The organism is Chitinophagales bacterium, from assembly GCA_019638515.1.
Taxonomy (GTDB): Bacteria; Bacteroidota; Bacteroidia; order Chitinophagales; family LD1; genus UBA7692.
On the sequence record JAHBTS010000002.1, the window covers coordinates 631988 to 657271 of the forward strand.

Below are 25284 nucleotides of genomic sequence, written 5' to 3' on the forward strand. Positions count from 1 at the left end.
TTGTTTTTTATGGTTTTGAAATTTGTTTCTCTACATCGTATATTCTATAATTAAGCTGATCCAACTCGTATAGCATAAGTGCGTAATCTATGGCACCGGGCTTGTGTACTGCATCGCGTACAATAGGCGGCAGTAACGCCTCTTGTTTCCGAAGTTTAATTTTTAGTTTCTCACGCTCGGTGAGTAGCTCATTTAGTTGTTCATTTGTCATGCTGTATTTGCTTTAAAATTGAGTGATATAAATTGCGATATACTTCGCTTGTGTGTATGCAGTTGTTGGCTGATTTTACGCCACTAAGAACCGTGCTGTGGTCGCGCAGAAACAACCTGCCAACCTGTTTGTACGATGGTTCTATTTTACTTTCGTACAGTACTTTGTAAACTATGTTGCGAACTATGGGAGTATTGCCGTTTCTGCTTTTACCCAAAAGCTCCACGCGCGTGATGCCTGTAATGCTGTAAACAACCTCTGCTACGCGGTAAAGCAAGTCATCGAGCGAACCAACGCCAATTTCTACTTTGGGCGAGGTAAGCAGCACTTGCACAGGCTGCTGCAATATCTCCGATATTTTTGTTTCAGCATTTGCCAGTACTGCGGTAATAGAGGCACTTTGGTGTGTGGTAATTTCGTATTTCATAACTATTTGTTTTTGGTTTTAATCGCTCCAGCGTTGTTGGTTAAGATATGTTGCCGGATACGGTAAATTTTCGTTACTAAAAGCCTTTTTTGCCTTTAATACAGATATGTATTGGTAAGCCTTTATTTGCTCGGCTTTGCTTAATTTATTCCAAGCGTTTTCGGCTTTCTTTCTGCCTTCTTTATAGCCGTAGGCGTTGTAAAAAACTTCAAAGGTTACTTGGGTTATTTGCTCCTTGCATTGCAGCTTTGCAGTGGCTGCAAATGCTTTTAATTCGTTTTCTTTTAAAGGAAGATTGCCAAGCACGTAAGCGTGTTGCTCTTTGCTTAGATTAGCCTCTGTGAGGTCTAACTTTACAAGCCAGCCATTGCCGTAAGCGAGGTAAAAAGCACCTTCAAATTTGTTTGATGTAATTACGTAATTGCTCATGCTATTTGTTTTTTTATTTCTGAATAAATAGTTACCATAACTGCAAGGGCAAATCCGCCAAAAAAGTCGGAAGACACTTTGCCCGATACGTTGCACACGGCAATGCCTTCGGCAACGGTAAGCGCTACCGTTTTGGACTTTTTAAATGCAAAATGAACGCGCGATTGAAGCCTGTACCATAGCTGCGCTATTGTGGCTTTCTCAAGGTCTGATGCAGTTTGTAAATTGCCGATAATTTGACACACATTTACAAAGCATTGCAGTTCATCGAACGTTAGTTTTAACTTTACTTTTTTCATCGTTTTAAGAGGTTTTTAAATAGGTTTTAATTACTTTGTAAACAAAGGATTCAGTAACGTTTAGCTGCATGGCTACCATGCGTGGCGAAAGTCCTTTCTTGTAGTAATGCAATACGGCATCTTCGCCCGGGCGAGAAACATATATGCTTATGCCTCCGAATTTTTTTTGCATTTCAAAAAACTTTTCTTCGCCTAAAAAGTCTTTAAGAAGTTGTTGGGTTTCGTTCATATATTTAAAAATGCGTGATGTTTTTTTGCGCCTTCTTCCCAAATTACAAAAGGCAAATTGCCGCCATATCTGCTGCGCGGAAATGCCACAAAGTGCTTTACTTCAATCTTTATATCTACCATGTACTCCATTGCTCTTGCGGCTGCATTTTTGGGGCGTTTGCCGTCTTTCCAAGCCACAAACACAAATGCTTTTTTCGGAAAAGTTTCAATAAGCAGCTTGTACTGCTCTATGGTCAATTCTAAGTAATCCACACTATCTATAATTACAGTAGCTACGCTCTTATTTTTCTTTAAAAAAGAAACCAAATCGGCAAACGCTCCGCCTACAATTATTTTAGCTGTTTTGGCGTGTAAATCGCCAATGCAGTTGCGCACCACACACTCCCTAAGCGAGCTGCTGTAACCTTGCTCTTTGCTGTAAAAAACAGCTTTCCCAAATTGCGTGAAATACTTAAATAGTTGCATAGATAATTCTGTTTTTCCTTCGCCCGAATAACCATAAATGAGCCACCTGCTTTTCATTTCCGGTTTGCCGAAAGAATCCAAAAAAGCCCCTGTAAAATCGAACTCTTTGAACTTTGATTTTGAAAGCCGGCTTGGCGAAATCGCTTTAATCATTTCCGAGGGTTACTATTTTGTTTAGAGTGTGTTTTTTTACTTTTTGAAATTTTGCAATAAGGGCGCTAAGCTCTTTGCTTGTGTACTCGTTGAACTTTTTCTTTGTGCCTCCTGTGCCGTATTTTTCACACCATTTTTTAGCAAAATTCACATCACCTCCCATGCTGAAAGCCATTGCTATAAGACGCTTTCGCTTAGCATCTAACTCTGCATCTTTATTTCCAACAATGTTCTTTAGTCTTTCGATAAGTACATTTGCTTCAACAAATGTGAGGTCGCACGTGCTTTCGGTTCTGCCATCGCTCACGCTGTACACCATATCTTTTTTATTTGAAACTGCATCTGCTTTTTTAAGAAGCATGTGTATCACGCTTTTTTGGTGGGTTGTTATGTTCATGGTTTTTTTACTATATGTGTGAAAAAATAAATCGCTCTATATCTTTATCGAAAAGTACCTCCTCTTTGAGTACTTTGTAATCGCCTGTTATTCGGTTATCGGCTAAAGCGAAATCGTGCTTAGCCCACTGAAACAAAAACGATACACGAAACTGTTCATCGGCAATAAGCAAATGATAATTACTACTGTGCATTTCGGCATATCTGCACATGTATTCAAATCGCAGTTCGTGCCATTTATCTTTGTTTACTCCAAAGGTTTTTTGCAAATAATCCACAACCGCTCCGTGTCGTTTTTTGGCAGTTGCAATCCAGCCTAATTCAGGCTGCGGAAGCGTGTAAACTTTAGTTTCCATTGCTGTTTTTTTTGCGTTTTAAAAATCCTTTTATAGCATCTTCAACAAATCGCATATCGTTTAATTTCCCATTGCGTGTAAGCATCTTTGCAATGGCTTGCGCCTCTTCGTTGTTTAGCCCGTTTGCCGTAGCTATATCTATTGCTTGCTGTTTGTAGAAAGTTACCTTTTCGTCAAGTAAATCGGGCGTTACTTTTTTAAAGTTTCTGCGGAAGCGGCTAAACACTTCCACAAATCCTAACCTTCCGGTTGCTACGCCCGATTTTATTTTTCTTTTCATTCCATCTGCACCTATTAGATAAAAGCCACAAGAGCCTTCCAATGCGTTGTACAGACGTTTTAAAATAAGGTATGCTTTATCTTCTAAATCTCCGGCTTCATCAAAGATTAAAATCGGCAGTTCCATTTGTTGGAGTGCGTAAATAGAATCGCTTAGCAGGTCATTTAGTTTTCCATCGCTGCCAACGCCAACGGTTTGAGCTATTGCGCGGATTAAAGAAGATTTGTTGTTGTGGTCGCTGCAATCAATACGGAAGGCATATTTGTTGTTTTTTACAAACCACTTTGCTGCCATGCTCTTTCCTATTCCGGCATCATCTACCAGCATAGAAGATAAGCTATCTCGCTGCGTTACCATGAACTGGCTTACCAGGTATTTAAACGTTTGTGTTCGAGCAACCTTCCAGTCCATTTCGTTGCGCCTACTAAAGCCAACTATGCGAGCTATTTTAATCCATTTGGCATCGCCAATTAAAAACGGCTGTTTCTCGTAATTTCTGTTTTTAATATTGCTTAAATCGGCAGCTTTTAACCCTACCGAAGTAGCGTAGCGAGATGGCGAGAAGTGGCTATTTTCTGCTTCTTTTAAAAGTTGTTGCGCTATTGTTTGTTTTTCGTTTTCTGTGAACATTTTATTGAGATTTTTTTGTTTACATTCCAAAATACATTTGATGCTCTGCAAGCTCTTCTATACTCATTTCGCCTTTATTTTTGGGTGAAACTTCTTTAGCTTCTTCGGCAGCTTCGTTACTTTCTGTTCGGTTCATGGGCAACTGGCTTGTATTTACTTCTTCCCAGTCATCTTTTACCACGCTCTTTTGTTTGGCAAGAAGTTCGTATCGAGCGGCTTCCATAGACTGTGCAACTGCATTTATTAAACCTTCTGCACGCTCTTTAAATTCGCTTTTTCTTTCTTTTAAATCTCTATGGTTAGCCCAACTACCATTAAAGGCTTCATACTCGCTCTTGTGTGCTTTTTGCGTAATCGGGCAACTAACTATGTACTGGTTATCCAATGAATACAAATCGGCTGCGGCTTCATCGAAATAAATAGCAACGTCCATAGTGCCTTTATACCCTGTTTTCTTGGCTATTTCATCAATAATTACGTTGTAATTTGGTATGGTGTATTGCAGTTTTACACCTCTAAATTCAACATTCACAAATCCGCGCATATAGCTTACATCTACCCTTGTTTTGTTGCCAAAAACAAAGCGATAGGTGGTTTCAGTTATAGCTTTCGCACGGTTATTCTTGTTTATCTCGTATCTTTCGTTTGGAGTTAATCCGTCTGCACCTTTTGTATTGTTGTAACCTTCTATCCACTGCAAGGCTTGCAGGTAAGCACTTTCTTTGTCGGGCAACTCCGACACGTTTATATTGTCGTAATTTGGCAAATTGGCGGCATCGTTTGCCCCCCAACTTGAACCGCCCCAGTTTCGGTAGGTTCTGCCAAAATTATTCATTGATTTTATGATATTTTCAGTCGGGTTTTCTTGCGAATTGCCGGGCGTTATAGTAGTATGCTTTTGAAACAACATTTTTGCCGCAGTTTTAAATTCGGCTTCGCCATGCCCACCTCCGTTATCCGTAATAAATTCGCAAGCAAATACACCAGCGTTTTTGTAAGCCATTTTTAAGGCTTTTAAAATCGTTTCTGCGCTTTCGCCACGTTGTGCCTTGCCGCCTTCGTAAAAGTGCCAACCAAGCACCTTTCTGCTCGCTATATCGGCAACGCGGTAACACATAAGCGACCTTACTGTACCTGCATCGGTTTTGTATAGCAACTTTGTGCTGCTACCATCGCCACCCCACATTGTATTGCTAAGCTGCAAACGCTCGGCAGATACATAAGGAAGATAATTATCATTGAAATGCTTATTGCCATCACGCTCCACGCTCATTAACGAGCGAATGTTAAATTGATGTGTACGCTTGCAAAGGCTGCTGTAACTAAGCGGCTGCAAGCCATTTTCAAGAATTTCGGCTTCGTATTCTTTATATATTGTTGTTTTAAATAATTTATTCCCGAAACCTGTATTGAGGTACAGCGAGTAAATTAAAGCCAAATGAACATCGAAGTACATTTCTTCGCCTGTTTCGGGGTGATATATTTTGATTTTGCCGATAATAGCTGCATTTTGATTATTTGCCTGACCATGCACAAAGTATCTTATGCGCAGCTCGGGCAACACTTGCGCATACTCCGCAACTTTACGCCTAAGGCTTAGCTCGTTGGTTACTTTTAGCCCTTTTAGCTTCTTTTGCGAAAGAACAGATATGGCAGCAGCGTACACATCTTTTATCTTCTCAAAACCAAGCAGTATTTTTTCGTTCGTTTTGGTTAAAACAAGCAAAGTATCTAACCACGCCTTCGCCTCCGCAAGCTGCAAAGCTGTTTCGGGAGAAACGCTGTGTGTTTTCACGTAATAAGCTACGTCTGCTGTATCTACTTTTTGCGCAACATGAAGCGATAGTCTATCGCCCAACCTCTCCGAAACGGCTTCTTTGGGCTTATCGAAGCCAAGCAAATCCGCAACACCCGGCAACATATCGCGATAAAAGTTTGGCGCTCTGTTTGGTATCTCATCATAATTAAAGTACCAGTTACCCTCTATTTTTTTGGCTTTCCATCTGCTCTTATACACATATATTTTATTATTGTCAAGCATTAGCTTGTCCTGCACAAAACTACTGTGCAGCCACAGCGTTCTATTGCCTCCACTTCGCTCTATTATAGTACTTACCATATCTTTCCTTTTAAAAATTAAGCCACTAATTGCTTTTGTTTTTTTGCCGAAATATTTATTCGCGCCAAACGTTCAAGTTCAGCCATTATCTTTCTGCCCAACTCTGTTTCCCTGTTGCGCCTTCCGGCAAGCATATCGTTTATCGTTGTTTCTGCCGTTTCGCATTTTATTGCGCACATCATTTTGTCTTCCCTTACTATATTTTCTTTGATTTCTAAAATTGTCATATCTTGCATTAAATTTTATTGCAAACATGGAACGTTTTGTTTACATTTTCAAAACAAATGGAAAATAAATTATCCACATAATTGCTAACATGGAAAATTTACTGACCAAAGAGATTATTCATAACAGACTAAAAGAGCTGGGCATTAGCATTACTGATGCTTCGCGTAAAATGAACATGACACGACAAAACTTCAATCGACACTTAGGCAACGAGCCTATAAGTAGAAGTTTTACCCTTTTATTTAAAGATGTTTTTGGGCTGGAAAATAAAGTTTCCATAGTTAAGGAGGAGCAAGAAAAATATCACGCCAATCCGGGCAAAATTGAGCGCCACGAGAAAACCGAAAACGAACTAAAAGATGAAATAATTGAAAGGCAACACCTCTTAATTACACTTTTACAAAATAAAATTAAGGAGTACGAAGCAATGGAAAGAGCTTTCCGGCAAACAAGTAACAACGATTAACTTCCGCACATTCAAAATGTATATTACACACTCTTTTAAATAGCAAAAAGTGAGGTTTTACGCGGTTATTTTCTTTTTTTGAGCCATTTTTTTAACAAAAAAAGCAGCAAAAACAGGCTTTTAACCTATAAAAATCACTTTTAAACGTTCAAAAAGTGGTTTTTTTATGGTAAATTTTGTATTAAAAACGTCAAAAGTGTAAGATTTGGAAAACAAAATGTATGCAAAAACCTTACACAAAAGTGTAAGAAAAGTGTAAGAAAAGTGTAAGAAACAAAATGTATATAATTTCTTACACTTTAGCTAAAAACATTCGATTTAAGGAGATAAAACACCCTTGCGTGCATTGTGGGATTATTTTTGCTTGTTATGAGCCGTATTGGGCTTATTTATGGCTCAAATTATGCCAAAACAGGAACTATTGTGTTGGGCAAATTTTTGTAACTGTTTCATTTCGGGCAATTTACGCTATATACTTTCCGTTTTGGTATTAATAGTAAAAGCGAAAAAAAGAGTCAATGTTAGAGATGTAAAATTTTTCATGGCAGCGATTTAAAAACAAATATAAATTTTAACTCATGGCTATCCGAACTTTTGGGGTAAATTAGTCAAAAAGGGTTCTGAAAGCATCGCCAACATTGAGCGACAGTTGATTTTGGTTGGAAAATAAGTTTGGCGGTTTTAGAGTGATGGGCTTAGCTCCTTGACAAATTCTGTTGCAGACATAATTTAAGGAAAGGTAATAAGGCAAGCAGTTTCTTATTTTTTCGGTGAAGTTGGAGAAGGCGTGATTTGCCTTGCAGGTGTTTCTGCGCAGCAGTTCTAAGAGCAGGTAGCCAATCAGCGCGATGTATATTTGTGATTTTACGGCATTGTGGCTGTGCCTGTAAAGGTTTTTACCTGCAAGTTTTGTTTGAGTGCTTTGAAGAACAACTCAATGTTCCATCTGCGTTTATAGAGTTGGCTGACGGTGTTGGCGCTCCATTCAAAATTATTGGTGATGAGTTCGATAGTTCGGTCGTTTTTGGCATCATACACCACCACTCGCCTCATGGTATAATGATTACTATTTTTTTGATGAAATGAAAGCAGCGATTACTCGATTTATGAAATGTTATAATGAAGAGCGTTTACAACTTGAACCTTGCAAACTATAAAACACCACAACAATTTATTGATGAATTTAATAAAAATAATTTCTTCAAAAAGAGGGAAGATAAAAATCCTCTCCTGCTTAATGAAGTTATATTAGGAGGGGACAAAATTAGAAAATTTAAAGAAAATAACCGAACTTTGTCATACCATGTACCCCTTATAAGGGGCTAGAACAATTGGTCTGGTGGGTTAAGTTCAAACAATTCTGGACATAGAATAGGGCAAGGACTAATATGGGGCGCAGCAGGCAGTTTGGTATCGCCCGTCATGCCTACAGCTCCAAATATTGGAGGGCTTAGGTAAAATTATTGAAATAGTTTTATACATTATCATATTATGAATCAGAAGTTGAAAAAAGCACTGATTGTGTTTGTAAAATTACTTGTAAGTTTACTAATTCTTAATTTAGTGGTTCCATACATTTTTCCAAATTTTGAACCCGTGAATTTTGTATTTATTCTTATACAAGCATTTGTAATCACATTGGTATTGGTATTCCGTGATAGAAATTCTACTTCTGCCTGATTTAGAAATAAATGATACTCCTGTTGGAGAACCCGCACAGGCTCGTGCATGGTGGCTGCTGCCATAGTTGATGCGAGTGATTCCGCCTGTATTCGCAAGATGCGAGCGCAGGCGGGACATATCTGAATTTCAAGAAAGACGGAAAGTATAAAATATGTGTTTGGATTGAAAAGGAAGGAACAAGTTATAGATCAGAAAAGGTTTACTGTGAGTTTGATATAAAAGAAGTTAAAGAACAAAAATCTGATTGTTGCAAGCCAATTGAAAAGAGTTTTGAAGAATTTTAGTTTGGTTCCGGAAAATCCTTACAAATGAGGTCAAGGCTAATTGTGATTAACACATTCGTTTTACCATATAGCAGCATAAATGCTCAAACAAAGCACTGTCGGAAAGTTAGAAATAAATTTAGACCAAGAAAAGCTACATTAACGGTTCAGGTTAGAGGTGAGTATCATAGATATAGTTGCACTGATAGATTGATTACGTTTAATACCGGAGTAAAGAAAAGAAAAATAAGACCCGCGAAGTAACGGTCGTTCATTACGACATGGCATCTATGATATTTGTAAAAAAAAGAAAGAGTTGAATCATTTCACAATGTAAAATGAGGTTTGGCTCAAGATTCTAAAAAGATAGCAAAATGTTAAGGGTGGTAAAAAAGTATATCTTAATATCATAACTATCCGAAAGTTTTTCAAAAAGAAAAGCCCGTTGTAAATTGAGTTTGCAACAACTTTCTGATAGTTATGCCTACGCAATATTTTATGCAACCCTAATACTTAACTTCTAAGAATTCCTAAATTTATGCAAAGCATTCGGGAGCGAATGTGTAGGTTTACGCAATGGATAAAATTTATATTCCCAAAAAGTTTTTCGGGTTCTTTTTGTTTGGAGTTTCGGGCGTTTGCACAGAGATATTTTTTACGGCTTTTTACAATCTCTACTTTGCGTACACCGAAGGAGGAACGCCAGATTGGGGTTTAACCGGAAAATCGTACGTGTGGATGTTTCCCATCTATGGAAGTGCTGCTATTTTTTTAGATTATTTGATGCCGTATTTCCGAAAGTTCAGCTTCTTCATTCGTTTATTTTTTTACCCCATTGGCATCTTTATAGTAGAATACATTACAGGTTGGATTTTAGATATGGTTACGGGAAAATGCCCATGGGAATACCACAGTCCGTACGCTATTCATGGATATATTCACCTTGCATACACACCGTTTTGGATGCTCTTCGGCATAGCCTTGGAAATTATTTACAACACCCTTCAAAAATTTAAAGAATGATTGGCTTTATCTCTGAAATTATTCAACGCTTTGGTCCGCGATTGGCAGGCAGCACAGCCGAAGCCAATGCGCAGCTTTTTGTAAAGCAGGAAATAGAGCAGTTTTTACCGCAAGCTACATTGCAAACTTTTAAAGCGCCACTTACAGCCAAGTTCCGCAAAATGAAAATTTATGCTGTGCTATATTGGGTTAGCACGGCTCTGTTTTTCTGGAATCCACTAGCAGCTTTTGTGTTGGCTATTGGCAATGCATTTATTACCGTAAACGATTTAATGCGCAACGGTACTTTACTCGATTTTTTGTTTCCCAAATTGCAATCGAGCAATGTAACCGCAGTAGTAGAGCCACAACAGCGCGCACGCCAAACTATTGTATTTGCCGGTCATATAGATTCTACAGAAGAATGCCAGTGGTGGTATTGGCTAAAGCAACTAGGCGGCTACCTTACCTTTGTTTGCGGCATACTAATTATACTTTTTGCGGTGTTTACCACTGTAGAAGCCTTGTTTTTAATAGCCTTCGGCAAACATGTTTTACGAGAGCTAAACTGGTTCTTCTTGGTGCTGGCTCCGGTTCAATTAGTGTATTTCACTTTTCACTCAAAACGTGTGGTAGAAGGTGCTGCCGATAACTTGAGCGGTATTGCCATTTCGTATGATTTGTTGAAATTTTTCCACAACAATCCATTGCAGCACACACGCATCAGGTTCATTAGTTTTGGTTCTGAAGAAAAAGGACTGAGAGGCTCTAAAGCTTATGTTGCCGCTAATCTTGCTGAGCTAAAAGCAGAAAACAGCAAACTCGTAAACATTGATACTATTAGGGTGGCGCAAGATGTTACCATTGTTCATAAAGAAACTATGATTGGTGTAGCCCACGATGCAGGATTGGTGCAAGAGGTAAAAACAGCTTTCGACAAACTACAATTGCCATGCGGCATTCATCCGCTGCCAATGGGTGGAACCGATGCCGTTCCATTTTCGGCACAAGGTATTCCAGCCATATCTATTATTGGTTTAAATACTAAAAAACTTGACCCAACTTACCACACGCGTTTAGACACCGTTGCCATGCTGGAGCCACAAGCTTTAGAGAATGTGAAACAAGCGCTCATTGCCTATGTACAAAGTAGCGATGCCCGGCTACCAAACCAATAAAATTGCGACTCATGCGCATTTATTTATTGCTAATATTTTCTTGTTGCTTGTTGGTAAATGCGCAAAACATTCCAAAGTATGCACCCAAAGTGCATAGGGTTCTTTTTCTATTAGACGCTTCGGGTAGCATGAAAGAAAAATGGCATACCGAAACTCGTTTTGAAACTGCCAAAAAACTATTGGTGAAGCTTATTGATTCTGTAGAACAAAAAAATCCGAATGTGGAGTTTGCCGTTAGGGTATTTGGTCATCAATTTCCGCGCGAGCAGCGAAACTGCACCGACTCCAAACTCTTAGTACCTTTTGCAAAAAACAATTCAGAGAAAATACATCGGATGCTTCAAAGCATTTCGCCTAAAGGAATGACACCCATTGCTTATTCCATTACACAATCGGCTACCGATTTTCCTGAAGATGAGCGCGCTCTTAACTCTATTATTTTAATTACCGATGGCGAAGAAAACTGCAACCTAAATCCATGCGATGCTGCTAAACAATTAGCACTAAAACGGATTGCGCTAAAACCATTTATAGTAGGCTTAAACTTTTCGCAGCCGGCCGCTGAAAAATTTAATTGTGTGGGCACTGTTTTTAATCCAAAAGACGAGAATTCTTTCAGCAATACCGTAGGTATTATTATTAAACAAACGCTCCACACCACTACCACTCAAGTAAATTTAATAGACCAAAATGGCAATGCCTCCATCACCAATATTCCATTTTCGCTCTTAGATGCTGCCAGTGGTAAAGTGCTCTATAATTTTGTTCACCATACCGATAGCAAAGGCAATTCAGACACGCTGTTTTTAAACCCCGTTGGCTTATACGATATTATTGTTTACACCACTCCGGCAGTGCGTAAAAACAATATTGAACTCACCGTAGGCAAGCACAACATTATTGCTGTAGATGCACCTTTAGGCAATGTAACTTTTTCGGGAGCAGCTGCCAACGATGCCGCTGTTGTGGTTCGAAATAATAGCAGCATAATCTCGCAACAAAACATAGGCGAAACCAAGCAATACCTCTTAGGAAAATATAGCTCCGAAGCCACTACCCTGCCACCAACGTTTTGGCACGAAATTATACCAGCACCCAATACCAAAAATGAAATTGCTATTACAGGATTTGCCACACTATCGCTTAGTGCCATAGAAGCATACACCGTAAGTTTAATTGCAGAAGAAAGTAATAATTCAAAAAGGATAATTGAACAGTTTGAGTTAAAAGACAATAAGCAATTTAAACTGCAACCGGGCAACTACCTGCTTATCTATAAACCTGCAACATCGCAAAAAACCGAGAGCACAAAGTCTATTAAAATTCAGTTAGAAGAAAACAAATATCAATCTATAATGCTGCGTTAAGCAGTGTACATTCACTACTTTAAAAACAGCTTGCAACCGCAGTTGCAGCCTATTTATGTTATTGGCTTTCCAAGCCAAAAGATGAAATAAATCAGTTTATTGAACCCCTTCTTGTACTTACTTTAGCCGCTAAACAAAACGGTATAAAACCGTACAAGAAACATGAGCGATAAAAAACAAAGAACACTCTGCGAACCATTTAAAATAAAAATGGTTGAACCTTTGCGTGTTACTACAGAAGCCTATAGAAAAACAGCATTGGAAGCAGCCGGCTACAATCCATTTTTATTGCACTCCGATGATGTATTTATAGACCTGCTTACCGATAGTGGCACAGGCGCCATGAGCGATCGCCAATGGGCTGGAATTATGACCGGAGACGAAAGTTACGCAGGAGCTCGCAGTTGGGAGCATTTAGAGCATACCGTAAAAGCATTAAGCGGTATGCCACACGTATTGCCTACACACCAAGGCAGAGCCGCAGAAAGAATTTTATACGGCATACTCGGTGGCAAAAACAAGGTATTCATTAGCAACACACATTTCGATACTACTCGCGCCAACATTGAATTTACCGGAGCCACAGCCATAGATGTAATGCCCGATGAAGCCAACAACCCAGAGCTATATCTCCCATTCAAAGGGAATATTGATATAGAGAAAACCGAAAAATTGATTCAACAATATGGCAAAGAAAATATTGCCGCTATTGTAATTACCGTTACCAATAATTCATCGGGCGGCCAACCTGTAAGCATGGCAAACGTAAAAGCACTGCGCCTTCTTTGCGATAAATACCAATTGCTATTGGTAATAGACGGCTGCCGCATTGCCGAAAACAGCTACTTTATTAAACAACGAGAAGAAGGCTACGCAGAAAAATCTTACTACGCCATTGCACAAGAAATGCTGGCGCTGGGCGATGCCTTTGTAATGAGTTCTAAAAAAGACGGACTCGTAAACATAGGTGGGCTACTCACGCTCAAAGATGATGCCCTTGCCACCAAATGCAAAAACCTTCTAATTATATCTGAAGGATTTACCACCTATGGCGGACTTGCCGGCAGAGATATGGAAGCACTTGCCATTGGATTGAAAGAAGTATTCGACCCGGATTACTTACACTACAGAATAAAAAGCACTACCTACTTAGGCAATCACTTAAAAGAAAAAGGTATTCCCGTAGTATGGCCAATTGGCGGACATGCAGTATATATAGATGCAAAAAAACTATATCCCAATATTCCTGTTGAAGAATATCCGGGGCAAGCACTCGTTTGCGATTTATACACCCAAGGCGGCATACGCTGTGTAGAAGTTGGAAGTGTAATGTTTGGCAAATACGATAGCAATAAAAAATTGATTCCTGCCCAAAACGAATTAGTGCGATTGGCAATTCCAAGAAGGGTATATACACAAAGTCATATTGATTACGTACTCGATGTTTTTGATGATATTCTTGAATTACGTGAACAAAAACAGGGCTACAAAATTGTTTATGAACCTCCCTTCTTACGACACTTTACAGCTAAATTTCAAAAAGTAGCATAACCAGCAACATACCGCAGCCTGCCTGCTGCAAGCAATACTTTACATGCTGAAAGACAACCATCAAATTACTGACCTTCATCATGTTTCATACGCATGCATATCAGTTTTATTCAACATGAAAATCATCTTACCGAATAATTAAAATCACCTTTAATTCTAAACTATGATTGTAATATTGCAGTACAATCATCCAACATGCTTTCAAAAGCTTCGCAATACGCAATTAAGTCGCTTATTTTTATTGGCAGCCAGCCAAACCGCGTTACATTAAAAGATGTTTCAAAAGCTATTGATTCTCCTCCAGCTTTTACTTCTAAAATATTGCAGCGCTTGGTGGCAGCACAAATTGTTGATTCTATTAAAGGTATTGGCGGTGGTTTTGAAATTAACCCCAAAAAGCTAAAAACAATTAAGCTCGTTACTATTATGAAAGCAATTGAAAGCTGCGATATTTCTACTAGTTGCTTCCTGGGCTTTCCAAAATGCAGCGACCAAAACCCATGCCCCGTTCACCATTTGTATAAACCAATAAAAGAAAAATTAAACACTGAATTGCTCAATGTTTCACTTAAAGATATTATGGATGATCCTAAGGCCATTCTGTTTCAATAGGGACTAAATTTTTTTTCACTTAAAAATGGACAATTTTGTCCGATTAACAAAAAAATAAAAAGCGTATGTTATCTAAAGGACAAGCGCGAGCATTTTTCTTGGGAGGTACTGCAGTAACCTTTGCAGTTTTCTTAGGATTATCGTGGGACTCGCTCAGCACCGAAGTGCCAAAACAAACACACGAACAAAACCTTACATCGCAGGTCATAAATGGAAAGCATTTATGGGAGAACAATAACTGCATGGGTTGCCACACCATTATGGGCGAAGGAGCATACTATGCACCCGAACTTACAAAAGTAGTAGAGCGCAGAGGCGAAAACTATATTAAAGCAGCGCTCATGTCGAAAACACCATGGTCGCCACGCGGTAGAAAAATGGTAGCATATGGTTTTTCTGAACAAGAAGCCAACGATTTGGTTGCATTCTTTACCTGGGTTGGCAATGCAGATTTAAACGGATTCCCTGCAAAACCAAAATACAAAACAAGTCATAACAATTAAACAACACAATATGAGGTACAAATCACAAAAAGTAGCATACTGGTTCTTTGCGCTATGCATGCTTCTATTCTCGCTGCAATTGGTATATGGTTTCATCATGGGCTTTGCACACATGGGCTACGATAACCTACATAGTTTCATTCCATTTAATACGGCACGTGCCGTGCACACCAATCTATTAGTAGTTTGGCTGCTGGCAGGTTTTATGGGAGCCGCATACTATATAATTCCTGAAGAAGCCGAAAATGAACTGGTGAGTGTAAAACTTGCATATGCACAACTTGTATCGCTGGCAATAGTTGGCGTAATTGCCATTGTTGGCTATCACTTCAACTACTGGGAAGGCAGAAAATTCCTTGAAATTCCACGTCCATTAGACTACCTTGTAGTAGTAAATGTTTTAACCTTTCTAGGTATAATTCTGCTTACGTTATTTAAAGGAAAAAAACGCACTACCACCTCATTAGTATTGAGTATGGGATTGGTGTTTGCAGCACTGCTTTACCTCCCGGGAATGATATGGTTCGACAATCAAACCATGGATTCGTTTTTCCGCTGGTGGGTAGTACATCTTTGGGTAGAAGGAGTTTGGGAACTTATACTGGGCGGTATTCTAGCATTCTTACTCATTAAAATTACAGGTGTAGATAGAGAAGTAATTGAAAAATGGCTTTATGTAATTGTAGGGCTAACATTTATATCCGGCATTTTAGGCACAGGGCACCACTACTACTACATTGGTGCACCAAAATACTGGCTAATGATAGGCGGCATTTTTTCAGCACTAGAGCCTTTGGCATTCTTAGCTATGGCACTTTTTGCAATAGCCATGTACCGAAAAGGAGAGAAAAAACACCCCAATAAAATTGCACTAAGCTGGACACTCGGCACCGCAATAGTATCATTTGTTGGCGCAGGATTATTAGGCTTAGCCCACACCTTGCCATCCGTAAACATGTACACCCACGGCACATTGGTAACTGCCATGCACGGACACTTAGCATTTTGGGGTGCTTACGGCATGATAGTACTCGCAATAATAAGCTATACCATGCCCAATATGACCGGAAGAAAACGTTATGACAATGCCAACGGACAATGGGCATTTTGGCTCTCCAACATTGGCATGATTGGCATGACCTCCGCCTTTGCAGCAGCAGGTATAGCACAGGTGTATATGGAAAGAATAATGGGGCTTGATTTTGGAGAAGTACAACGCGAAATTCAAGTTCACTTTTTAGTACTGGTACTTTGTGCCACACTCTTTGCTACCGGAGTAGGTTTCTTTATCTACGAATTTGCAAAATACGGATTGCCAACAGATGAAGCCTTAGAGCCTCAACACTAAACTATTCTATATACACAAGGCTGCTTGCTGCATCTGCCACAGGCAGCCTTTTCCTAAACAATAAATACCTATTCAGTAAAAGCAAGTTATGGAAGCAGTAATTGAAATGATAGAAAGCAAAACAAACATTCCGTACTACAAACCCACCGGAAAAGAAATTGAAGTATTTGAAAAAGCAGTAGCCAATAAGTTGCCTTTATTGCTAAAAGGCCCAACAGGAAGTGGAAAATCCAGATTTGTAGAACACATGGCACACACCATTGCGCAGCCACTCATTACTGTAAGTTGCCACGAAGAAACCTCTGCCACCGACCTTATTGGCAGGTTTATCATTAAAGGTGCAGAAAGCATTTGGATAGACGGACCACTCACTACAGCCGTAAAAAAAGGATACATACTGTATTTAGATGAAGTTGCAGAAGCCCGCCCCGATGTAATTGTAGCCATACACTCCCTTACCGACCACAGACGCGAATTATACATTGATAAACTCGGAAAAACTATAAAGGCACATGAAAATTTTATGCTTATAGCATCCTTTAATCCGGGCTATCAAAAAGGCTTCAAGGAACTAAAACCATCTACCCGCCAGCGTTTTATAGCATTAGGTTTTAACTATCCTGTGCCCCCCATAGAAACAGAAATACTTGTAAACGAAACCAACATAGATGAAGATACTGCTAAGAAAATTGTAGCCATTGGCAATAAAATTCGCCACCTAAAAGAAATGGGTCTTACAGAAACTGCTTCCACACGCCTTTTAGTAGATGCCGCCAAACTCATAAAAAGTGGATTGCCTAAAAGACTATCGGTGCGCGTAGCTATCATAGAACCACTTTCAGACGATGAAGAAGTAATTCAAGCATTGGCTGATACCTGTAATCTACTCATTTAGCAACTATGGATTTAGACGAATATATTTTTGAGCGAATAGCCAAATACTTTAAACGTAGAGAAAAAGAAAAACACCGTGCCGAAGTACAGCGCGTAGTGTTAGAAGATATTCGTCCGCGCCTGCTCATTATTGCTAGAGCATTCTCCGGCATACCAATTGAAATATTTCCGGCCGAGCGCGAAGGAGGATACAAAAACAACAACTTCTTTCTACCCGTATCCATGGCGCTTTTTCCTACCTACAACGAAAACTTATCGTTTTACTTTTACCGAATTATTTACTTATCGGTACAGCAAGCGCTACAACTAAATTGGCAAAAAAATACAATCGAAATAGCTGCACAATCGCAAAGCAAAGCACAAGAAACAGCTCCGCTTGTATTGCATACATTAAAAGAAAAATACCCCATTGCATTTGAACTGCATGAAGCGTTGAAACAACAACTTTGTAACCTACACAGCAACCCTAAAGCAACTCCCGATTACACTTGGCTATATGGCAAATGGATGCTAAATGAACCTATAACTACACCACCAAAAGAGTTACAAAACATTGGAGATAAAATAAAAGCAGCCTTACAGCAAAAGCCACCTACTACCATTAAAGCAAAAGCAGTAGAAGCAATACAAAGTATAGCGGTAGATAAAAAACAACAAGAAGACTATGTTCTTACACATAATTTCGAAAAGGTAGAAACCGCAGAAGAATTCGATGGTGTATGGAGAAACTTTGATGGCGATGATGAGCTAGAAAAACACCAAGATGCCTTAGATGAACTCAACATGAAACTTACGGTTAGGGTAGATGATACCACTCACTCCGTTTACCAGGCAGAGTTTATAGAAAACACCTCCATTGCCGAAAGCAGCGAACAACCCAACAACAGCTTCTCCATTGCTTATCCCGAATGGGACTACGCACATCGCCAGTATCGCCAGCACTTTTGTAAAGTGTTTCCCCAACACCAAGCAAATACCAATAGCCAATACTATAAGCACACCATCAATACTCACCAATCAGTACTCAACGGCTTACGCAAGGCGCTAACTGCCACTAATAACAAATTAGCTCAACAACGCAGACAACCACACGGCAATGAATTTGATTTAGATGCCCTTACCGATTTATTTACTGATGTACACAGCAAAAAAACACCCTCCGATAAAATATATCTATCCAATAGAAAAAAAGAAAAAGACATATCCATTCTGCTTATGCTCGATAGCAGCCTCTCCAGCGATGGCTATGTGGCAGGAAACAGAGTAATAGATATTGAAAAACAAGTTGCCATCCTCTTTGGCGAAATACTACATGAGTTTCAGATAGATTTTTCCGTAGCCTCTTTCTTCTCTAAAACAAGAAATTATCTGTGCTACAACACACTCAAAAATTTCAACGAGCCTTGGAATACAGCCAAATACAAAATAGGAGCCGCAGAGCCGCAAGGCTACACTAGAATTGGCGGAGCACTACGCCATGCCAGAGCACAACTCCAAGCACGGGCAACACGTAATAAATGGCTTATCCTTTTAAGCGATGGCAAACCCAACGATTACGATAAATACGAAGGCAAATACGGCATAAGCGATGTAAAGCAAGCACTACGTGAGCTCAACGAACAACATATCAACTCCTATGCACTTGCAATAGAAGCACAAGCCCGCTACTACCTCCCACAAATGTTTGGGCAAAATCATTACCAAATACTCTCCTCGCCTACCGAATTGCTAGCTGCACTGGCACTTTTATTCCAAAAAATTAAGCACAGTTAAATACTTTAATCATCTCTAATCGGACTATTTTGTCTGATTTTTATCATAGTTTTAGATAGCACTATGCCATAGCTTTGTGGCAAGTATGGCGGTATATCCCAACCTTGTACTTAAGCAGTAGAAAATTATTCAATCACATAAAACATATAAACATGGAAACCATGGAATTGAAGGAAAAAAGAGTGGGCGACTTTGTAAAAGAAAACATAAAAACTGCGCACGTTTTCAAAAAATATGGAATTGATTTTTGCTGTGGTGGTGGCGTATCGCTGGAGCGTGCCTGTAGAAAAAATAATGTAGATATAAACGACCTAATTGCCGATTTACAAAAATTAGAAAATGCTCCTTCGGGCGCACACAACTTTAATAATTGGGAAATAGATTTCTTATGCGATTACATTGTAAACACGCACCATGCTTATGTAAATGAAGCATTGCCCATGATTTTATCGTATGCACAAAAAGTAGCATCGGTACACGGGCACGCACATCCTCCGGTAGTAGAAATCTTAAAACTTTTTCATGCGGTAGCAGGTGAATTAGTACCACACATGAAGGTTGAAGAATTTGTAGTTTTTCCCTACATCAAAAAACTGGTAGCAGCTAAAAAAAGCAATCAGCCAATGGAAGCGGCACATTTTAGCACGGTGCAAAATCCAATTTCTACCATGGAAAACGAACATGAAATTGCAGGAAATTTACTGCGCGAAATTTCTAAAATCAGCAATAACTACACGCCACCGGAATGGGCTTGCAACACATTTAAAGCACTCTATGCAAAGCTGGATGAATTTGAACAAGACCTCCACATTCATGTTCATCTCGAAAACAATATACTCTTTCCAAAAGCAATTCAGTTAGAAAGCGATTTATCTAAGTAACACTATTATTCATCCAAACTTCATTCATTAAGTAACATGAACGTTCAAGAACTAACACAACAAATACAGCAACTCAAGAAAGAAAAAAATGCCGTTGTATTAGCGCACTACTACATGACACCCGATTTGCAAGTAATGGTAAACAAAGGCGGAGTGGCAGATTTTATTGGCGATTCGCTGGGGTTAAGCATAGAAGCTACCAAAGTAGAAGCTGAAAACATTATTTTCTGTGGCGTAAAATTTATGGCAGAAACTGCAAAAATTTTAAACCCTACCAAACATGTTTTTTTACCCGATATGGATGCCGGATGCTCACTAGCATCCTCTATTACCGCAGAGGATGTTCGCAATTTAAAAAAACAATATCCCGGAGTGCCTGTAATTGCCTATGTAAACACTTATGCCGAAACAAAGGCAGAATGCGATATTTGCTGTACTTCGCGCAATGCACTGGCAATAGCCCAATCGTTCGATTCCGACACACTCATTTTTGTGCCAGATATTTACATGGGGCAAAACTTACAGCAAAACATAGAAGCCCAAACCGGAAAAAAACTAATTCTATGGCACGGTAAATGCGAAGTACACGAGCAGTTTACAGGCGCTTCTATGAAAATGATGCAACAAATGAATCCCGATGCCGAAATGCTCATGCACTGGGAAGTGCCTAAAGAAACCGTAAATACTTCTTTTGAAAACAGCAAAGGCGTTTTAGGAAGTACCAACGATATTTTGCGCTATGTGGGCGAAAGTAGTGCCAGCAAATTCATCCTTGCATCGGAATGCGATTTAGGCGCCACCTTAAAAGGCATGTACCCCGATAGAGAATTTATTACACCTTGTTTTAGATGCCCATATATGAAAAAAATAAATCTAGAAAACACACTGGCAACACTTCAAGCAATTGGCACCGAAAACAATAACCGCTACGAAATTATTCTACCAGAAAACACTATGCGCAACGCATATCTTCCCATAAAAAGAATGTTAGATTTTGCATGAAAACAGAAACCTTTGATATTGTAGTTATAGGAAGCGGCATTGCCGGTTTATCGTATGCCATGCGCTGTGCCGAATTTGCACAAGTAGCCATTGTTACAAAAGGCAATATTGGTGAGTCGAATACTATGTATGCGCAAGGTGGAATAGCTGCCGTTTTTGATGATAATGATTCCATAAGCAACCACGTAGCAGATACGCTCACTGCCGGAGATGGTCTTTGCGATAAGCAAGTAGTAGAATTGCTTGCACGCAATGCCAAAGAAGCCATTCTGTATTTAGAACAACTCCAAGTAAATTTCAATAAAACACAAAGTGGCACTTTCGATTTGCACCGCGAAGGAGGGCACTCTCACGCCCGTATTGTACACCATGCCGATGCCACCGGAAAAGAAGTAGAAAACTCCTTGGTAAAAGCCGTACACAACTGCAAAAACATTACCATTCTCGAAAATCATTTTGCTGTAGATGTAGTAGTAAACAACAATAAGTGTAAAGGCATAATTGCATTTAACCCTGCTACCAAAAAATTTATTGGCATAGCTTCTAAACTAACCATGCTGGCCTCCGGTGGTGCCGGGCAAATTTATTTACAAAACACTAATCCTGCCGTGGCTACTGGCGATGGATTTGCAATGGCATACCGAGCCGGAGCAGAAATGATGGATATGGAATTTGTACAGTTTCACCCCACCACTTTGTTTGCAAAAGAAAAAGAAACATTCCTTATTACTGAAGCAATACGCGGGTTTGGAGCGGAACTAAAAAACAAAAATGGCATTCCATTTATGGAGAACCAACATCCGCTTAAATCGCTTGCCCCACGCGATATTGTAACACGAGCCATCATAAGCGAAATGGATAAAACAGGAAGCGATTGTGTATATCTTGACCTTACCAGTTTTAACCAACAAGAATTGGCACAACACTTTCCGAATATCTACCAACGCTGCAAGGAAGAAAATATAAATCCCGCTACCGATATGATTCCTGTGGTACCGGCCGCACACTACGTTTGTGGAGGTATTCACACCAATTTAGAAGGCAATACCACCGTAGAATACTTATATGCCTGTGGAGAATGTACGGGCACCGGAGTGCATGGCGCTAATAGACTTGCCAGCAACTCGCTTCTAGAGGGATTGGTATTTGCAAAGCAAGCTGCCCACGACTCCCAAAACAAGCTGTTGCAAATGGGAAATAGCGCAAACAACAACGAAAAATATTTTGATACTCCCTACTTCGAAGCACTGAAAATATGCACTACATGTAGCTCCAAACTCACTGCGCTAAAATGGCACTTACAAACACTAATGTGGCATAACTGCGGCATTATACGAACTGAAAGTAAACTTGATTCTTGCCTTCAAGAACTCGAATCCATTGAAAACAAAGTACTGCAAATTTTAGAAACCGAAGGCTTCTCCATACTGGCAATGGAATTGCTAAACATGGTAGAATCTTCAAAAATGATTTGCACTGCTGCACTCAACAGAAAAGAAAGTAGAGGCTGCCACTTCCGTAGCGACTATCCACAAAAAAACAATGCTGCTATTCATTCAAAAACATCTCTAAAAACAGAACAATAAAACAATAGAAAACCATGGCAGCAACTACCGACTTTTGCAAACAAAAAACATCATTTCTAGACTCAAAAAATCTTACAGCACATCAAGCAAAAGAGAAAGCACAATACATTGCATTTGCCCCTGTAATTTTTAAAGTAGCCCTAGCACTTCGCAATCTCGGTATTCTACAACTCATTGAAACTGCCGGAAACAAAGGACTTTCTATTGAAGCCCTCCAACACCAAATTCCCTATTCTGAATATGGACTAAACGTGCTGTTGCATGGCGGAGTTCAGGCAGGACTCCTCTCGAAAAACCACAACAACTTTATACTTACTTCTACCGGATACTTCTTCTTAAACGATGAAATGACTAAAGTAAATTTCGATTTTGTAAACGATGTTTGCTATCGCCCTTTAGATCACCTTGAAAGCTCCATAAAAAATAAACGCCCCGAAGGTTTAAAAGAGTTTGGCAACTGGCAAACTGTATATGAAGGCTTATCGCAACTACCTCCTCAAGTGCAAAATAGTTGGTTTGCATTCGACCATTTCTACTCCGATGATGTTTTTGACAAAGTAATGCCCATTCTCTTTAAGAATGACATTACAACCATACTCGACATTGGTGGCAACACAGGAAAATTTGCCAAACGCTGCATTGCATACAATCCAAAAGCCATCGTTACCATTGTAGATTTGCCGGGGCAAATTGGAATCGCGAAAAATGCCGTACTACCATTCAATACAAATGGAAACATACAATTCCACGAAGCAGATATGCTTTTGCACGAAAACCAACTTCCCTCCAATACCGATATAATTTGGATGAGCCAGTTTTTAGATTGCTTTTCTGAAAACGAAATAATTTCTATTCTAAAAAAATGTGTGGCTGCCATGCAAGAACATACTATGGTTTATATTCTTGAGCCACTAACTAACCGCCAGCGCTATCCTGCAGCAGCTTTTGTGGTGCAACTTACCTCGCTCTATTTTACAACCGTAGCAAACGGAAACAGCCGCATGTATTCTTTTGAGGATATGGAAAGCATGATAAAAAAGGCAGGCTTGGAAATTACTTCCACAACAGAAAATCTCGGTATATGCCAAACACTAATTGCCTGCAAAAAAGCAACAACATAAATTTATTTCAACATGATGAACATCATTTCTATTGCCAATAAGCACACATAACTTTATACAAAACTCAAGGTGTATGAATCTACTAAAAACAGTTGCCATTGCTATTACTTTACTACTCTTTGGGTGTAAAAAAGATGCTGCCACTTTCGGCAATATCAATATACAACTTGCACACAAAGTTGATACTCAAGTGTTTGAATTCAACGCTATGAATTACACTTGCGCGGCAGGCTACACTTACAAAATTAGCAGATTGCAATACTACCTATCAGGCTTTGCAATAAAGGATAGTAAAGGGAACCTAATCACTTCAAAAAAGGTGTTTTATGTAGATGCGCAGCAAGAGGCAACGCAACTTATTTCGCTGGCAGGCATGCCGCTTGGCAGCTATACCGATATATATTTCTACATAGGTTTAGATACAGCGCAAAACAAATCGAATGCCTTGGATGCAACTATAGAAAATGCAAACATGTCGTGGCCCGATGCAATGGGAGGCGGCTATCATTTTTTAAAACTGGAAGGTTATTATACAGGCAACTCCGGTAATGCAGGCTTTGCCATGCACTTAGGAAAAAATGGAAATGCAGTTCCTATTCACATCGAAAAAAAGTTTGAAATACAACCTAACCAACAACCGCTGCTAAGCCTAAATATGAACCTAAACGAATGGCTCAAAAACCCCGAAGTATATGACTTTGCAGCCGATGGAAGCTACTCCATGAACAACGATAGCGCTATGAAAAAATTATATAGAAACGGAGTGGATGTATTTAACTAAACACACCACTGTATAAAACTGAATGTTATGCAACTAACAACCAAAATACTGTTAGTGTTTTTTGGAATGGCACTAAGCATTGCTTCTTGCAAGAAAGAAAATGCCGAAACTCCGGTAGCTATGAGCGAAACTCCTGTTGTGCTGGATATTCCACGCTTCTTTCCCAAAATGAAAATTCCGGACGATAATAAAATGACCGAAGAGCGCTTGCTGCTCGGAAGAAAACTTTACTACGACCCAATACTTTCAAATGATGGACGCTCCTGCTCCTCCTGCCATTTCCAATCTAAAGGATTTACTACCGAAACCATAGGCACACCCATACTTCCACACATCAATTTAGGTTGGAATACCAACTTCCTTTGGCGTGGCGAAAAACAATGCTCACTCGAAGAAATGATGCTTTTTGAAGTAGAAGATTTTTTTGGAACCGACATAAGTAAACTGAATGCCAGCGCGGAATACAAACTGCTCTTCCAAAAAGCTTATGGCATAAAAAATATTACATCGCAGCATGTTGCGTATGCTCTGGCACAATTCTTCAGAACCATGATTTCCGGCAACTCTCGATTCGACCAATACTACCGCCACGAAATATCTTTTACAGAAAGTGAACGAAGAGGAATGGATATATTTTTTTCCGAAAAAGGCGACTGCTTCCATTGTCACGGCAGCATACTTTTTACCGATAACTCATTTCATAACATAGGACTAGATAGTGTGCTTAGTCCCGCAAACCAAGGCAGATACATCATTACAGGGAAAGATGCCGATATGGGCGCATACAAAACTCCAACACTGCGCAACTGCGATTTGCGTACACAATTTATGCACGATGGCAGGTTCAAAACACTAGAAGAGGTGATAGATTTTTACGATAGCGGTTTCCATCAAAGCAGCCCCAATATAGACCCCCTCATGCTGCTGCCCGAAAAAGAAAATGGGCTTCAACTTACTACCCAAGAAAAAACAGATTTGCTTGCATTTCTAAGGTCTTTAACCGACCAAACATTTATTACCAATCCTGCCTTGGCAAAGCCATAAACGCT

The 25284-nt window shown here is 39.5% G+C and carries 28 protein-coding genes; 16 read left to right on the forward strand and 12 right to left on the reverse strand.

Translation table 11 applies throughout. From position 1 onward, the window contains the following. Positions 1 to 7: 7 nt before the first annotated feature. From KF872_06045 to KF872_06095, 11 genes are read right to left on the reverse strand one after another with little or no spacing between them, the layout of a single operon-like run. Positions 8 to 211 carry a hypothetical protein gene (locus tag KF872_06045; GenBank protein ID MBX2903103.1) on the reverse strand — a complete coding sequence of 68 codons (204 nt, stop codon included), beginning with the start codon at positions 209 to 211 and terminating at the stop codon, positions 8 to 10. Then, complete coding sequence (locus KF872_06050) at positions 201 to 638, reverse strand: hypothetical protein (protein MBX2903104.1); 438 nt, start codon at positions 636 to 638, stop codon at positions 201 to 203. Before KF872_06050 ends, KF872_06045 begins: the two co-directional genes overlap by 11 nt. An 18-nt stretch (positions 639 to 656) precedes the next feature. Continuing rightward, positions 657 to 1067: a hypothetical protein gene (locus KF872_06055; GenBank protein ID MBX2903105.1), complete on the reverse strand. Its 411-nt coding sequence runs from the start codon at positions 1065 to 1067 to the stop codon at positions 657 to 659. After that, complete coding sequence (locus KF872_06060; GenBank protein MBX2903106.1) at positions 1064 to 1366, reverse strand: hypothetical protein; 303 nt, start codon at positions 1364 to 1366, stop codon at positions 1064 to 1066. The genes KF872_06055 and KF872_06060 overlap by 4 nt, the downstream gene beginning before the upstream one ends. A gap of 4 nt (positions 1367 to 1370) precedes the next feature. Further along, on the reverse strand, positions 1371 to 1595 hold the full coding sequence (locus KF872_06065; GenBank protein ID MBX2903107.1) for a hypothetical protein: 225 nt from the start codon (positions 1593 to 1595) through the stop codon (positions 1371 to 1373). Further along, on the reverse strand, positions 1592 to 2215 hold the full coding sequence (locus tag KF872_06070) for a hypothetical protein (protein ID MBX2903108.1): 624 nt from the start codon (positions 2213 to 2215) through the stop codon (positions 1592 to 1594). The genes KF872_06065 and KF872_06070 overlap by 4 nt, the downstream gene beginning before the upstream one ends. Next, the gene (locus KF872_06075) at positions 2208 to 2576 is read right to left on the reverse strand and encodes a hypothetical protein (protein ID MBX2903109.1); all 369 of its coding nucleotides are present in this window, start codon (positions 2574 to 2576) and stop codon (positions 2208 to 2210) included. The genes KF872_06070 and KF872_06075 overlap by 8 nt, the downstream gene beginning before the upstream one ends. Before the next feature lie 46 nt (positions 2577 to 2622). Then, entirely contained in the window at positions 2623 to 2967 is a 345-nt protein-coding gene (locus KF872_06080; GenBank protein ID MBX2903110.1) for a hypothetical protein, read from the reverse strand. Further along, entirely contained in the window at positions 2957 to 3877 is a 921-nt protein-coding gene (locus tag KF872_06085; protein MBX2903111.1) for an ATP-binding protein, read from the reverse strand. The genes KF872_06080 and KF872_06085 overlap by 11 nt, the downstream gene beginning before the upstream one ends. A 19-nt stretch (positions 3878 to 3896) precedes the next feature. Beyond that, positions 3897 to 5996 carry a hypothetical protein gene (locus KF872_06090; GenBank protein MBX2903112.1) on the reverse strand — a complete coding sequence of 700 codons (2100 nt, stop codon included), beginning with the start codon at positions 5994 to 5996 and terminating at the stop codon, positions 3897 to 3899. A gap of 17 nt (positions 5997 to 6013) precedes the next feature. Beyond that, positions 6014 to 6223 (reverse strand): hypothetical protein, encoded by a 210-nt coding sequence (locus tag KF872_06095; protein MBX2903113.1) that lies wholly within the window; start codon positions 6221 to 6223, stop codon positions 6014 to 6016. Between the two features lie 89 nt (positions 6224 to 6312). Here KF872_06095 and KF872_06100 point away from each other — a divergent pair, with 89 nt between their 5' ends. Further along, positions 6313 to 6690 (forward strand): hypothetical protein, encoded by a 378-nt coding sequence (locus tag KF872_06100; GenBank protein ID MBX2903114.1) that lies wholly within the window; start codon positions 6313 to 6315, stop codon positions 6688 to 6690. A gap of 864 nt (positions 6691 to 7554) precedes the next feature. On the opposite strand, the gene KF872_06105 is transcribed toward KF872_06100, so the two are convergent. Further along, positions 7555 to 7743 (reverse strand): transposase, encoded by a 189-nt coding sequence (locus KF872_06105; protein MBX2903115.1) that lies wholly within the window; start codon positions 7741 to 7743, stop codon positions 7555 to 7557. 1469 nt (positions 7744 to 9212) lie between these two features. Between KF872_06105 and KF872_06110 the strand changes: the two genes are divergently transcribed. From KF872_06110 to KF872_06180, 15 genes are all read left to right on the forward strand, one after another. Then, entirely contained in the window at positions 9213 to 9659 is a 447-nt protein-coding gene (locus tag KF872_06110) for a hypothetical protein (GenBank protein MBX2903116.1), read from the forward strand. Next, positions 9656 to 10816, forward strand: coding sequence for a M28 family peptidase (locus tag KF872_06115; GenBank protein MBX2903117.1), 1161 nt, complete (start codon positions 9656 to 9658; stop codon positions 10814 to 10816). The genes KF872_06110 and KF872_06115 overlap by 4 nt, the downstream gene beginning before the upstream one ends. Before the next feature lie 11 nt (positions 10817 to 10827). Further along, positions 10828 to 12183, forward strand: coding sequence for a VWA domain-containing protein (locus KF872_06120; GenBank protein MBX2903118.1), 1356 nt, complete (start codon positions 10828 to 10830; stop codon positions 12181 to 12183). Positions 12184 to 12345: 162 nt separating this feature from the next. Beyond that, positions 12346 to 13734 carry a tryptophanase gene (locus tag KF872_06125; GenBank protein MBX2903119.1) on the forward strand — a complete coding sequence of 463 codons (1389 nt, stop codon included), beginning with the start codon at positions 12346 to 12348 and terminating at the stop codon, positions 13732 to 13734. A gap of 195 nt (positions 13735 to 13929) precedes the next feature. After that, positions 13930 to 14346 carry an Rrf2 family transcriptional regulator gene (locus tag KF872_06130; protein ID MBX2903120.1) on the forward strand — a complete coding sequence of 139 codons (417 nt, stop codon included), beginning with the start codon at positions 13930 to 13932 and terminating at the stop codon, positions 14344 to 14346. Between the two features lie 65 nt (positions 14347 to 14411). Next, the gene (locus KF872_06135) at positions 14412 to 14849 is read left to right on the forward strand and encodes a cytochrome c (protein ID MBX2903121.1); all 438 of its coding nucleotides are present in this window, start codon (positions 14412 to 14414) and stop codon (positions 14847 to 14849) included. Between the two features lie 10 nt (positions 14850 to 14859). Further along, complete coding sequence (locus KF872_06140; protein MBX2903122.1) at positions 14860 to 16197, forward strand: cbb3-type cytochrome c oxidase subunit I; 1338 nt, start codon at positions 14860 to 14862, stop codon at positions 16195 to 16197. An 88-nt stretch (positions 16198 to 16285) separates the two neighbouring features. Beyond that, positions 16286 to 17092, forward strand: a complete 807-nt coding sequence (locus tag KF872_06145; protein MBX2903123.1) for a CbbQ/NirQ/NorQ/GpvN family protein — start codon at positions 16286 to 16288, stop codon at positions 17090 to 17092. Positions 17093 to 17097: 5 nt separating this feature from the next. Next, positions 17098 to 18864 (forward strand): VWA domain-containing protein, encoded by a 1767-nt coding sequence (locus KF872_06150; protein MBX2903124.1) that lies wholly within the window; start codon positions 17098 to 17100, stop codon positions 18862 to 18864. Positions 18865 to 19016: 152 nt separating this feature from the next. Beyond that, positions 19017 to 19745, forward strand: coding sequence for an iron-sulfur cluster repair di-iron protein (gene ric, locus KF872_06155; GenBank protein MBX2903125.1), 729 nt, complete (start codon positions 19017 to 19019; stop codon positions 19743 to 19745). Between the two features lie 36 nt (positions 19746 to 19781). Continuing rightward, positions 19782 to 20747, forward strand: a complete 966-nt coding sequence (gene nadA / locus KF872_06160) for a quinolinate synthase NadA (protein MBX2903126.1) — start codon at positions 19782 to 19784, stop codon at positions 20745 to 20747. Then, positions 20744 to 22333, forward strand: a complete 1590-nt coding sequence (gene nadB, locus KF872_06165; protein ID MBX2903127.1) for an L-aspartate oxidase — start codon at positions 20744 to 20746, stop codon at positions 22331 to 22333. Before nadA ends, nadB begins: the two co-directional genes overlap by 4 nt. A gap of 14 nt (positions 22334 to 22347) precedes the next feature. Beyond that, on the forward strand, positions 22348 to 23454 hold the full coding sequence (locus tag KF872_06170) for a methyltransferase domain-containing protein (protein ID MBX2903128.1): 1107 nt from the start codon (positions 22348 to 22350) through the stop codon (positions 23452 to 23454). 73 nt (positions 23455 to 23527) lie between these two features. Beyond that, the gene (locus KF872_06175) at positions 23528 to 24235 is read left to right on the forward strand and encodes a hypothetical protein (GenBank protein MBX2903129.1); all 708 of its coding nucleotides are present in this window, start codon (positions 23528 to 23530) and stop codon (positions 24233 to 24235) included. 27 nt (positions 24236 to 24262) lie between these two features. Next, positions 24263 to 25279: a hypothetical protein gene (locus tag KF872_06180; GenBank protein ID MBX2903130.1), complete on the forward strand. Its 1017-nt coding sequence runs from the start codon at positions 24263 to 24265 to the stop codon at positions 25277 to 25279. Positions 25280 to 25284 lie beyond the last annotated feature (5 nt).